The organism is Novosphingobium sp. (genome assembly GCF_040398825.1).
GTDB lineage: Bacteria > Pseudomonadota > Alphaproteobacteria > Sphingomonadales > Sphingomonadaceae > Novosphingobium.
Window position 1 is genome coordinate 46243 of sequence record NZ_JBBATI010000028.1, and the last position, 12314, is coordinate 58556.

General features: G+C 66.0%; 9 protein-coding genes. 4 read left to right on the forward strand and 5 right to left on the reverse strand.

Features of this window, described 5'->3' with window-relative positions; all coding sequences use genetic code 11:
* Positions 1 to 78: 78 nt before the first annotated feature.
* The gene (locus tag ABWP89_RS13710) at positions 79 to 1116 is read left to right on the forward strand and encodes a histone deacetylase family protein (RefSeq protein WP_353229958.1); all 1038 of its coding nucleotides are present in this window, start codon (positions 79 to 81) and stop codon (positions 1114 to 1116) included.
* Positions 1113 to 2471, forward strand: coding sequence for an APC family permease (locus ABWP89_RS13715; protein ID WP_353229959.1), 1359 nt, complete (start codon positions 1113 to 1115; stop codon positions 2469 to 2471). The genes ABWP89_RS13710 and ABWP89_RS13715 overlap by 4 nt, the downstream gene beginning before the upstream one ends.
* 9 nt (positions 2472 to 2480) lie before the next feature.
* On the opposite strand, the gene ABWP89_RS13720 is transcribed toward ABWP89_RS13715, so the two are convergent.
* From ABWP89_RS13720 to ABWP89_RS13730, 3 genes are all read right to left on the reverse strand, one after another.
* Positions 2481 to 4247: a methyl-accepting chemotaxis protein gene (locus ABWP89_RS13720; protein ID WP_353229960.1), complete on the reverse strand. Its 1767-nt coding sequence runs from the start codon at positions 4245 to 4247 to the stop codon at positions 2481 to 2483.
* 205 nt (positions 4248 to 4452) lie between these two features.
* A complete protein-coding gene (locus ABWP89_RS13725; RefSeq protein ID WP_353229962.1) occupies positions 4453 to 5631 on the reverse strand; it encodes an ATP-grasp domain-containing protein in 1179 nt (392 codons plus the stop codon).
* On the reverse strand, positions 5628 to 7040 hold the full coding sequence (locus ABWP89_RS13730) for a cytochrome P450 (RefSeq protein WP_353229963.1): 1413 nt from the start codon (positions 7038 to 7040) through the stop codon (positions 5628 to 5630). The genes ABWP89_RS13725 and ABWP89_RS13730 overlap by 4 nt, the downstream gene beginning before the upstream one ends.
* 66 nt (positions 7041 to 7106) lie before the next feature.
* Here ABWP89_RS13730 and ABWP89_RS13735 point away from each other — a divergent pair, with 66 nt between their 5' ends.
* Together ABWP89_RS13735 and crtD are read left to right on the forward strand one after the other, a co-directional pair.
* Complete coding sequence (locus ABWP89_RS13735; RefSeq protein ID WP_353229964.1) at positions 7107 to 7868, forward strand: hypothetical protein; 762 nt, start codon at positions 7107 to 7109, stop codon at positions 7866 to 7868.
* 11 nt (positions 7869 to 7879) lie between these two features.
* The gene (gene crtD, locus ABWP89_RS13740) at positions 7880 to 9397 is read left to right on the forward strand and encodes a 1-hydroxycarotenoid 3,4-desaturase CrtD (RefSeq protein WP_353229965.1); all 1518 of its coding nucleotides are present in this window, start codon (positions 7880 to 7882) and stop codon (positions 9395 to 9397) included.
* On the opposite strand, the gene crtI is transcribed toward crtD, so the two are convergent.
* Together crtI and crtY are read right to left on the reverse strand one after the other, a co-directional pair.
* The gene (crtI, locus tag ABWP89_RS13745; RefSeq protein WP_353229966.1) at positions 9389 to 10906 is read right to left on the reverse strand and encodes a phytoene desaturase family protein; all 1518 of its coding nucleotides are present in this window, start codon (positions 10904 to 10906) and stop codon (positions 9389 to 9391) included. The two genes, crtD and crtI, sit on opposite strands and share 9 nt — an antisense overlap.
* A gap of 43 nt (positions 10907 to 10949) precedes the next feature.
* Positions 10950 to 12146 (reverse strand): lycopene beta-cyclase CrtY, encoded by a 1197-nt coding sequence (gene crtY / locus ABWP89_RS13750; RefSeq protein WP_353229967.1) that lies wholly within the window; start codon positions 12144 to 12146, stop codon positions 10950 to 10952.
* Positions 12147 to 12314 lie beyond the last annotated feature (168 nt).

Here is a 12314-nt window from a genome sequence, read left to right on the forward strand (position 1 = left end):
TCGTCACGCCGGCTTGCATTGCCGGGGGCCAGCGGGCAGGTTCGCACGTTCTGTGATCATGCGAATTCGGGACGGGCGATGCTGACAATTTATAGCGATGACCATCGGTTGCACCATGGCGCGGCCGAACTGTATCGCGGCCGCATGGTTCCCTGTTTCGAAATGCCGTCGCGGGTGGATCAGGTGCTGGAAGCGGTGCGCGCGGCAGGGCTTGGTGATGTGGTGGCGCCCGACCGGTTTGACCGCGCCGTGCTGGCGCGCGTGCACGCCGATGATTACCTGACCTTTCTGGAAACCGCCTGGGATGAATGGACGGCGCTGGGCGAAACCGGCGATGCCTTGCCCGCCACCTGGCCCGCGCGCGGATTGCGCCGCGATGTGCCGCCGCAGCATATCGATGGCAAGCTGGGGTTCTATTCAGTCGATGCCTCCGGCCCGATCACCGCCGGCACCTGGACGGCGGTGCGTTCCGCCGCCGATTGCGCGCTGACCGGGGCACAGACCATCGCCGGCGGCGCGGCCAGCGCCTTTGCGCTGTGCCGGCCGCCCGGGCACCATGCCAGCGCGCGCACCATGGGCGGGTTCTGCTATCTCAACAACGCGGCGCTGGCTGCGCAATATTTGCGCGATCATGGCGCCGCGCGGGTTGCGGTGCTGGATGTCGATTATCACCACGGCAACGGCACGCAGGACATTTTTTACGAGCGGGGCGATGTCTATTTCACCTCGCTGCATGGTGATCCCCAGGTCGAATACCCCTATTTTCTGGGCCATGCCGATGAATGCGGCGCGGGCGAAGGGCTGGGTGCCAACCGCAATTATCCGCTGCCGTGGGGTACCAGCGGCGCCGACTATCTGGCCGCGCTGGATCAGGCGATTGCCGGTATTGCGGCATTTGCGCCCGATCCACTGGTGGTGTCGCTGGGGGTCGATACCTTTGCCGAAGACCCGATCAGCCATTTCAAACTGCGCGTGGATGATTTCACCGCGATCGGCCAGCGCATTGCCAGCCTGGGCCGGCCGACCTTGTTCGTGATGGAGGGCGGTTATGCGGTGGCGGATATCGGCATCAATGTCGCCGCCGTGCTGACCGGTTTTGTGGCCGGCGCAGCGTGACCGGCACCACGCCGGCAGGCGAAGCGCAGGGTTTTCATCGCCAGCTCACCTTGCGCGATCTGGTTGCCTATGGCCTGGCCTATATTGCCCCGGTCGGGGTGCTGTCGACGCTGGGGCTGGTGTGGGCGGCGTCGGGCGGGCTGATTGCGCTGGCCTATCTGCTGGGCGGTGTGTGCATGGCGTTTACCGCGTTCAGCTATGCCGCGATGGTGCGCGAAGTGCACAGCGCCGGGTCGGTCTATGGCTTTGCCCGCGCTGTGTTGGGGCCGTTTGCCGGGTTTTTTGCGGGCTGGATGATCCTGCTCGATTATCTGCTGATCCCGGCGTTCGTCTATGTGGTGATGGCGGTGGCGCTGGGCGAATTGATGCCGGGGATCGATCGCGGGGTGTGGATCGTGCTGCTGGCGGTGTTCACCACTGCGGTCAACTGGTTCGGGGTGCGCTCCACCACGCGGGTGTCGTTCGGCGCGGTGATTGCGCAAGTGCTGGTGATGATCGCGCTGATGGCGCTGGCGGCCACAGTGCAACTGCGCGCCCATGGCCCCGCCGGGCTGGGGATGGCCCCGTTTTTTCATCTGCCGTTTGATCTTCCTGCGGTGCTGGCGGGCACATCGATCTGCGTCATGTCGTTTCTGGGCTTTGACGCGGTATCCACCCTGGCCGAGGATACCGCCGATCGCAGCGGGCGAACGCTGGGCCGCGCGATCCTGCTGGTGCTGGCCTTTGCGACCAGCCTGTTTGTGGCCGCGACGTGGATTTTGGGCAACGCCATGGTGGGTGCGCATTTCCGCAGCCTGGATTCGGCCGCCTATGAACTGGCCGGGCAATTGGGCGGGGTGTGGTCGGGGATCGCGCTGGCCTGGGCCTATGCCATGCTGGTCGGGTTAAGCAATGCGCTGCCGATGCAGGTGGGGGTGGCGCGGGTGATGTATGCGATGGCGCGCGACCGGCAATTGCCGGCGCCGCTGGCGCGGCTGCACCCCCGCCACAACACCCCGCATATTGCCATGCTGGTATCGACGGTGGTGTCGCTGGCGGTGGCGCTGTGGCTGCGCAACGCGATGGATCAGCTGGCCGCGCTCGTCAATTTTGGCGCGCTGTTCGGCTTTGCGCTGATCCATGTCTGCGTGCTGGTGCACTTTGCGAGGGCGCCCGCGCGCAATCCCTTGTTCCACGTGGTTTCCCCGGTGCTGGGGATCATGGTGGTGGGGGCGATTCTGTCGGGCATGAACCACGCGGCGCTGGTGCTGGGCACGGTCTGGCTGGTGGCCGGGCTGGTGTGGTGGCGCGGGCATATCGTGCGGCTGGGCCTGGTATCGGGCGATGCCGCGACCGACCCGTTTGCAGGGGCGTGATGCCTGTGTTCAGGCCCTGCGGCGCAGCGGCTGAAACACATCGGCTGCGGCGGCATCGATGATCGCCTGCCCGCGCCCGCCGATCCTGAACTGTTGCGCGGCGTTGCGCAGCGTGGTCGCCTCTGCCACCAGGCTGCGCGCGGCGGCGGTCGCTTGTTCGACCATGGCGGCGTTGTGCTGGGTCACCCGGTCCATGCCGACCACCGCGCTGCTCACCCGTTTCAGGCTGGCTGCCTGATCTTCGGCACTGTCGGCGATGTCGGCGATGCTGATGTTGACGTCCGCGACCTCGCCCACGATTTTGGCCAGCAGGTTGCCGGTTTCCGCCACCAGCGCCACCCCGGTGGTCACCTGGCGGCCGGAACTGGTGATCAGCGTCTTGATATCATTGGCGGCCTCGGCCGATCGTTGCGCCAGCGCGCGCACTTCGCTGGCGACCACCGCAAAGCCCCGCCCGGCGTCACCGGCGCGTGCGGCCTCTACCCCGGCGTTGAGCGCCAGCAGGTTGGTCTGAAACGCGATGCCGTCGATCACGCCGATGATCTGGCTGATTTCCTGTGCCGAACTCTGGATGCCGGCCATCGCGTCAACCGTGCGGGTTACCACATCGGCGCCCTCGGCCGCTTCATGGTGGGTGTCGGAGATCGATTGCTGCACCTGGCGCGCGTTGGTTGCCGATTGGTTGACCAGCCCGTCGACCCGGGTCAGCGCGGCGGACCATTCCTCGACATCGGCGGCTTGCTGAAGGTTGCGCTGCGCCAGATCGTCTGATGCGGCGCGGATTTCATCGGCACCACTGGACACACCTTCGGCCGACATCAGCATGCCGCCGATCAGCACCGACAGGCGTTCAACCGTCTGGTTGAAGGTCATCCGCAGCGGTTCGTAATCGGCGGCAAACGGTTTGACCACGCGGTGGGTCAGGTCGCCCGCGGCAATCGCATCCAGGCCCTGGCCCAGCGCGCTGACGACTTGTGCCTGTTGCGCATCGGCGGTGATGCGCCGGCGCCCCGCATCGCGAAACGCCAGTGCGGCGCGGCGCAAGGACGCGATTTCGTCCTGTCCCGATGCTTCATCCAGCCCAAGCGCGAAATCGCCGGCGGTCATCTGTTCCAGCTGCGCGGTAATCCGCCCGATCTGTTCCATGACCTGGCGGTTGAGATAGCGCAGACACAGGACGATGAACGCCAGAATCGCCGCGCCCATTGCCGCCAGCACCAGCGCGATCATGATCAGCGTGGTGCCGCTGGTCTGTGCCACTTTGGCCTGTTGCGCGGTGGTTGCATTGACCAGCGTGTCGATCGCCTGCCGGTGGCGGGTGTAACTTGCAGTCAGGCGGGTGAACGCGGCGTCGGCCGCGGCCTTGTCGCCACGGGCAATCGCCGGCAGGAACGCATCATCCACGGTTTTCCAGAATTCGTGTGCCAGCGGGACCGATCCGGTCAGCATGCTCTGCTTGATTTCGGGGTCCAGCGCCGAATCCCGCCAGAAACTTTCGCGTGCCAGGTACTGTTTTTCCAGATCGGCAAGCCGAGGCTGGTGCAGCGCCAGCGTTTCGGGGTGATCGTCGAGCTGCGTCGCTTCAAGATAGGCTTCGATGACATATTCGGGCGGTGGCAGGATATCGCCGGTCAGATCGCTCAACAGCTGGTTGCGCTGGTGGATCGGTCCGCCAAAGCGGATCTGCTGTACACCCAGCCCGGCGATCACAAACGCTGCGACCACACACAGCGCCAGCGTAATGCCGCCACGTTGAATACGATTCCGGATTGTCATTGACCCACCTGTCCATAGCCGGCGCAAACGGTTGCCGATTGCGGCACCCCGCCTTCGCTGCGGGATGGGCAGAATCTATGGTATACCACAGAACAAATGGCCCAATCCCGCCTAGGCAATTGCCCGGGGCGTTGATGCCGCGAAAAATAAACCACGCGCCGCGCGCAGGGGCAATTCGGGTCTTACCAACAGGCGCCAGGCCGGATCAGGATCGCAGCGTGTTCCCGGCAATCGCTGCGACGTCTGGCGTTGCGTTGTGGTCATACCAGCCGACATCGCGCGTCGCCACTTCGCCAAACGGCACGCGCTGCGCCATGGCCATCCGGATGATCGGCCATGCGGTCACGATCATGCTGAGGAACGGCCACGGATCGCGCCAGTCCCAGGTAACATCACGCGTCGTCAGCAGCCGGGCCAGCCGGTCGCGCCAGCCGCGGCCGCGCAGCATGGCCAGCTGGGTTTCGGTCAGACAGGCATAGAATTGCTGCAACTGGCGCTGCCGGCGCACCCGGACCGGTGCGTGGCCGGTGGGGTTGAGCACGGCGCGTGCGACGTCCCCGGGTTCCCAGAAATGCAGGCCGCTGGTGACGCGCGGGTTGCATTCTATGCCCCATACCAGGCCGGCGGCGTCCACGATGAAATCAAACGCGATAAATCCACTCCACCCGTGCGCGGCCACGAACCGCGCGATCCAGTCGGCGATCCCCGGGTGCTCCACCCGTTCGAACGCGATCGCGACCGAACCCGACATCGCCGTCCCGCGGTACACCATGGTGGCCAGCACGCGGCCCTCGTGCGCCAGCGAACAGCTGCTGAATTCGTGCCCGGCGATAAAGCGTTGTACGATTGCCGGGGCAGCAGTGTCACAATCGGGAAGTGTGCAGCCCGCCGGCATGATGCGGACGCCGCGGCCAGCGCACGAAAACACCGGTTTGACCACCACGGCGCCCGCCGCGGCCAGTGCGTGCGCCTGCGGCGTGCCAAGCGGGTGCGATGCGGGCACCGACAGGCCGTGGGCAAGCCCCGCACGCACAAATCCCGCCTTGTCATGCAGCGCAATCACCTGGTCGGGGGGCATGGCCAGCACCCGGACCCGCGCATCGATCAGGTCGCGCAGAAACGCCACATGCATGGTCTCCTCTGAAACCGGCACGACGATGTCGACCGCTTCGCGCGCGACAATCCCGGCAATCGCCGCCAGAAAACCTGCGCTGTTGGTTGCTGGCGGCGGCACCGCCCAGCTGCGCGCGACATGGTGCGAAGCCCCGGCCAGCGTCCGGCCAAACGGGTCGGCGACCAGTACCCGGCATCCGGCGCGGCTGAAACCGCGCGCCAGATCGAGCGCCAGCGGCAGGCGTCCCAGCGTCAGCAGGACGGTCGTCACGGGGCAATGCGGCGCACGCGCACCATGATCTGTTCGGCCGGGCGCGTGGTCAGCCGCGCGGCGGGCCGCACGCCCGCCGCGTTGATCACCTGGAAATCAAACCGGCGGAACAGCCGCGCGATCAGCAGCACGGCCTCTGCCTGCGCAAACGCCGCGCCGGCACACACCCTCGGGCCCAGGCCGAACGGAATATAGGCGCCCGGGGTCAGCTCGCGCTCGCGTTCGGGCAGGAACCGGTCCGGGTCGAACCGGTGCGGATCGCGCCAATAGCGGGCGTGGCGGTGCAACACCCACGGCGCGACCATCACCAGCGCGCCGCGCCGCACTTTGGTATGGCCGATCGTTGTGGCTTCGGTAGCGACCCGCGGCAGAAACGTGATCGGCGGATAGAGCCGCAAGGTTTCGCGAAAGGCGTTGCGGATGGTCGGCAGCTGTTTGGTCATTTCAAACGTGATCGGATCGCCGTCACCCGCCAATTGACGGATCTCTGCGCGTATCCGCGCGACCAGATCCGGCTGCATCGCCAGCAGAAACACCGCCCAGGTCAGTGCGCTGGCGCTGGTTTCATGGCCAGCCAGGAACAGCACGCCCAACTGGTCGATCAGCTCTTCGCGGGTAAACGCGGTGCGGGTGAAATCATCGCGCGCGGCGATCACGGCGGCGGCAATATCGTCGAAATGCGCGCCATCGGGGCCCAGATGCGTATCCAGCAGATCGCCCAGCTGGCGGCGGATGGTGTCACAAGCGGCCAGCACAAAATCGCGCTGCGGCACCGCCGTCCAGGCGCGGTCCATGATCAGGCGGCGGATTTCCACTTGCGCCACGCTGTGTTCAAACACCGTGAACGCATCGAACACCGCGTGCGCCGCCCCGGTTTCCAGCCCGGTGCTGAACACCGTGCGACAGATGATGTCGGCGGTCAGGTGGCTCATCGCCAGATCGAGCGACAGCGCGGCATCGTCCCTGGCGTGGCCATCCAGCATGTCTTCACAGGCATCGGCGCCCTGCTGCATGGCGGGAAACGCGCGATTGACCCGCATCATCGTGAACGCCGGATCGATCATCCGCCGCTGACGGCGCCAGGTGTCACCCGACGACACGAAGATCGAATCGCCGATCAGCGGCGCCAGCGCCGCCACCATCAGGTCGCTTTTGGGAAAAATACCCTCGGGATCGGACAACACCCGGCGCACCTGGTCGGGCTGGTTGACGATCAGGATCTGACGGCGCGAATAGCCGAGCGGGCCGATGGCGGCGCGATAGGCACTGGCCGGCAACAGGCTTAACAAATCACCATCGCCGCGCAGCGCGACGCGTAGCAGCGCCAGCACCGCCGCGCTCGCCGTGGGGCGCGGTGGTTCATAACCACGCGGTCCGGAAACAGGAAACTGGGCATCAAGGCGCGTCATTCTCTCCAGCTTTACAGTGCTATTGTCCAATGCGATAGACAGTGTGGAGAAGGAGCGGGGCATACGATGGAATTGGTACTGTTCCGCTGCCTGATCGCCGCGCACATTGCGGCTGGTGCAACCGGCGCGGTGGCGTTCTGGGTGCCGGTGGTGGGCCGCAAGGGCAGCGTCAACCACCGCAAATGGGGCCGCATTTTCACCCGTGCGGTGCTGCTGACCGGGTGCCTGGCGATCGTGATGAGCCTGTTTACGCTGTATGATCCGATGGGGGTGCATCCGCATCTGGCGGGCCGGTTTGACGTGCCGTTCGTGCGCGGGATTTTTGGCTGGATGATGCTGCACAACGGCATCCTGACGATCAACCTGGCATGGTACGGCTGGCTGTGCGTGACCAACCGGCGCAATGTCGCGGCCAACCGCACCTGGCTGAATATCGGCCTGCAATATGTGGTGATGGTCGCGGCAGTGGTCTGCGCCTGGCAGGGTATGAAGATCGGCCAGCTGCTGATGGTGGCGATTGCGGTGGTGGGCATGGCCACCGGCATTACCAATCTGCTGTTCATCTATGGCCGCAATCCTTCGCCGGTCGATTGGCTGAAAGAGCATGTGAAGGCGTTGGTTGGTGCCGGCATCTCGGTCTACACCGCGTTCCTGGCGTTTGGTTCGGTGCGGCTGATCCCGTCGCTTGCGCTGCAGCCGGCGATGTGGGCGGTGCCGCTGGTGATCGGCCTGACCATAATCATTTATCACCGCTTTCGCATTGATCTGCAGGCGGGCCTGAATCCGTTCCGGCTGATCGGGCGGCGCGGCATAACGGCTTCGGATTGAACGACACGGCCATGGCGGATCAGCGTGTCATCGTTATCGGTGCCGGTATGGGCGGGCTGGCCGCTGCGGCCGATCTGGCGCGCGCGGGCGCGCAGGTTACCGTGTGCGAACGCGCAGGCGGCGTCGGTGGCAAGATGCGCCACGTCATCGCCGGTGGTGCGGCCATCGATGCCGGCCCGACGGTGTTCACCATGCGGTGGATTTTTGACGGGCTGTTTGGCGATGCGGGCGAACGGCTGGACGATCACCTGGGCCTGGTGCCCGCCAAAACGCTGGCGCGGCATGCCTGGCGGCAGGGCGGCACGCTTGATCTGTTTGCCGATATCGCCCGGTCGGCCGACGCGATCGGCGCGTTTGCCGGGCCGGACGAGGCCCGCGCCTATCTGGCCTTTTGCGCGCAGAGCAAGGATATCTATAACACGCTGGCCCGGGAATTCATCGCGGCAGAGCGTCCTTCGGTGGCGGGCCTGGTCGCCCGGCTTGGCCCGCGCCGCATGCCCGATCTGTGGCGGACCATGCCGATGCGCACGCTGTGGAATGCGCTGGGCGATCATTTTCGCGATCCGCGCCTGCGCCAGCTGTTCGGGCGATATGCCACCTATGTCGGCGCGTCGCCGTGGTCGGCGCCGGCAACGCTGATGCTGATCGCGCATGTCGAACAGGATGGCGTGTGGCTGGTCCGGGGCGGCATCCACGCCGTGGCGCGCGCAATCCAGGACCTGGCGCAGCGGCATGGCGCGCAATTCCGGTTCGGCGCCGAGCTGCAGCAGATCCTGATCGAACGCGGCCGCGTGGCCGGTGTGTTGCTGACCAATGGTGAACGGTTGCCCGCCGATGCGGTGGTGTTCAACGGGGATATTTCGGCGCTGACTGATGAGGCGCGCCCGGTCCCGGTGACGGCACCGCGCGCGCGTTCCTTGTCGGCGGTCACCTGGTGCCTGTCGGCGCGGACCTCCGGCTTTGATCTGGCGCATCACAACGTGTTTTTTGCGGAAGACTACCGGCGGGAATTCGATACGGTGTTTCGCCAGCGCGGCATCACCGATGCGCCCACGGTCTATCTGTGTGCGCAGGATCGCGGGGAGGCGGGTTCTGCGCAGTCCGGATCGCCCGAACGGTTGCTGGCGCTGATCAACGCGCCTGCCGATGGTGACCGGGCACCGCTGGATGCGGCCGCCATCGCCGACCTTTCAACCCGCGCGTTTGGCCTGATGCAGGCGTGCGGGCTGACCGTGACGCCCGTTGCCGATCCGGTGGTGACCACCCCGAGCGGCTTTCACGCGCTGTTCCCGGCCACCGGCGGTGCGCTCTATGGCCGCGCCAACCACGGCATGATGGGCAGTTTTGCGCGCGCGGGCGCCAGTGGCAAAGTGCCGGGATTGTATCTGGCAGGTGGCAGCGTGCATCCGGGGCCGGGCATCCCGATGGCGACGATGTCGGGCCGCCTCGCCGCCGCGCGGCTGCTGGCCGATTGGGCGGGCGGCCCGGAACGGCGCCGCGCGATCCATATACGTTCGGGTCTAACCTGACGGGCCATGTCCCGCGCGGGCGTCCGGTACGATTGTGTCCAGGATGCGCGCCGACGACAGCGCGCCGGGCACACCGGGGCCGGGATGCGTGCCGGCGCCCACCAGATAGAGCCCGGCCAGGTCTTCGCTGCGGTTGTGCGGCCTGAACCACGCGGTCTGGAACAGGCGCGGCTCGATCGAAAAGGCGCTGCCGAGTGTCGCGCGATAGCGGTCCTGAAAATCCAGTGGCGTCTGCACGTGCGATGTGACCAGGCTGTCGCCCAGCCCGGGCAGCAGTGTCGCCTCCAGCCGCGCCTGAATCCGCGCGCGATAGCTTTCCACCGCCTGCCCCCAATCGGTGCCGCTGGCCAGATTGGGCACCAGCGCTGCCGCATAGAACGTGTCGCAACCGTCGGGCGCCAGCGCGGGGTCGGCCGCTGTCGCGCGATGCAGATAGATCATGGTGTCGTCGGGCAGGACCTTGTTGGTGAAAACGTCGCGCAACAGGCCCTGATAGCGCGGGCCCATCACCATGGTGTGCACACCCACGCCGTCAAAGCGGCGGTTGCTGCCGAAATGCCAGACAACCATGCCCATCGATGTGCTCATTTGTGCGATCTTGCGATCGGTCCACCGGCGTCGCGGCTGGCCCGCCAGCAGCTGCGTATAAGTGGCGCCGACATCGGCGTTGGATACAACCACGTCGGCCGCAATGTGTTCGCCACCGGCCAGCGTCACGCCGGTTGCCCGGCCGGCGCTTGCCGTGATCTGCACCACATCGGCATTCAGCCGCAGCGATCCGCCCTGGCCCGCGATCAGGCGGACCAGGCCCGCCACCAGCGCACCGGTTCCGCCCAATGCATAGTGCACCCCGTGTTGTCGTTCCAGATGCCCGACCAGCGCGTAATAGGCGGTGGTCGACAGCGGGTTTCCGCCGATCAGCAAAGGTTGAAAACTGAACGCCATGCGCAGCTTGTCATTGCGAAAATAGCGGCAGACATGCTGATAGACGGTGCGATAGCCACCCAGGCGGACCAGGTCGGGCGCGCTCTTGATCAGCGCGCCGAATGTGTCGAACGGTTGATCGGCCAGCTGGTCAAACGCGACTTTGCAGATCGTTTTGCTGTCGGCGAAATAGCGGTCGAGACCCGCAACGTCGGCGGGTTCGAACCGCGCCACTTCCGCACGCATGGCCGCGGGATCGGCGCTGGCGCGGAACACGCTGCCATCGTCAAAGCGCATGGTGTAAAACGGGTTGATCCGGCGCAAATCTATGTGGTCCGACATCTGCTGGCCACACAGCGCCCACAGCTCTTCAAACAGATAGGGCGTGGTGATGATCGTGGGGCCCGCGTCGAACACGAAACCGTCCTGGCGAAACACCCCGGCCCGGCCGCCCGGTGAATCAAGCCGTTCCAGCACAGTAACGCGATAGCCACGCGCGCCCAGCCGGATCGCCGCTGCCAGCCCGCCAAACCCGGAACCGATGACAACGGCATGGGGGCGATCGGGTCGGGGCTGATCGGGCATTGTTACGCCCGGTTACAGCGGCGCCGGGACCCGGCGCACCGCATCATGATGCGGGCACCGGCAGGCTCAGCGGATTGAGCAGGGGATCACCCAGCACAGTGGCCACGGCGGTGAAAAACGGCACTGGCGGCTTACCCGACAACACCCGCAACTGGTCTGCCCTGGTCGATTCACCCGCATAAAAGCGCTCGATCAGCCGCTGGTTCAACCCATAGAACCGCTGCAGCACCCGATAGCGTTGGTCCGGCACGGCCGCCGCGAACAGCATTTTGGTGAGCATGCGATAAAATCCGCCGGTGCGCCATTCGCGTTCGGCCCAGGTCCGGCTCCACCCAGCCAGCCCGGCGCCCGAAACATCGCGCTGCCGGCAAAGATCGAGCGCAAAGGCCAGCGCAGAGGGGAACGAATATCCGGTCAGCGGGTGCAGCAAACCGGCCCGCACCCCGGCCAGCGCCACGCCCGGAATTTCGTGGACAGTGCGGAACGCCGCCCAATCACCGCGCCCGACAACCGGCAACACCCCGGATTCTTCGCCCAGAATCTCCGCCACCTGCCACCCGGCGTCCGCGCAATAGGCGCCGATTCGTTCGCGCAGCAGCGGCGCGTCTACTTCCGGCCCATCGGCATAATAGGTGTCCTCGACAAACACCTCATGGTCTGAAAACGGCAGGCAATAGACAAAGCGATAACCATCGTGCTGCGCCACGGTGCCATCCATCACCACCGGGCGGGTCAGGCCGTGCGGGCGTTCGGTGCGCACCATCTGGCCCAGAAATTTCTGCCAGCCGCCGGCCATATGCGGCAGGCCGGCGGTTCCGCGTGCATCGATCACCGCGCCGGCGGAAATGGTCCGCTGGTCGGCCAGCACCACACGCCCGGCCGCCACGCTGACCACCTCTGCGCCGCACAGCACTGCACCGTCGGGGAGCGCGGCACGCACCGCGGCATCCAGCCGTGCGCTGGTGATGCTGTGGTATGGCGTTGCCAGGGTGCGGCGCAGGCGCGGAAAGCGCACCTCATAATCATCCCAGCGCGCGGCGATCAGCGGTTCGACCAATTCGGTACCACCGGCGGGAAGGTCAGTGGCAAAGAACGACCAGACGTGATTGCCGCCCAGTTGCGCGCCACGCTCAATCACCACAACACGCAGTTCAGGGCGCAATTTCGCCAGCGCCAGCGCTATCAAGCCCCCGGCAAGCCCGCCGCCCAGCACAGCGATATCTGCAATCCGATCGTCCATCGGTCTGGCACGCTAGCAGAGTGCCCGGGCAGCGCAAGCGCGGCTGTTCCGGTCAGGAACAAGCGATTGGGCAAAGCGCGCAGGCCAGCGGCGGTGTTCCCGCTGATATCCCGCCTGTGGATCGGCGTGCAAAAGGAACCCGGTTAGCGGGGTGATCGGCGTCCAAAA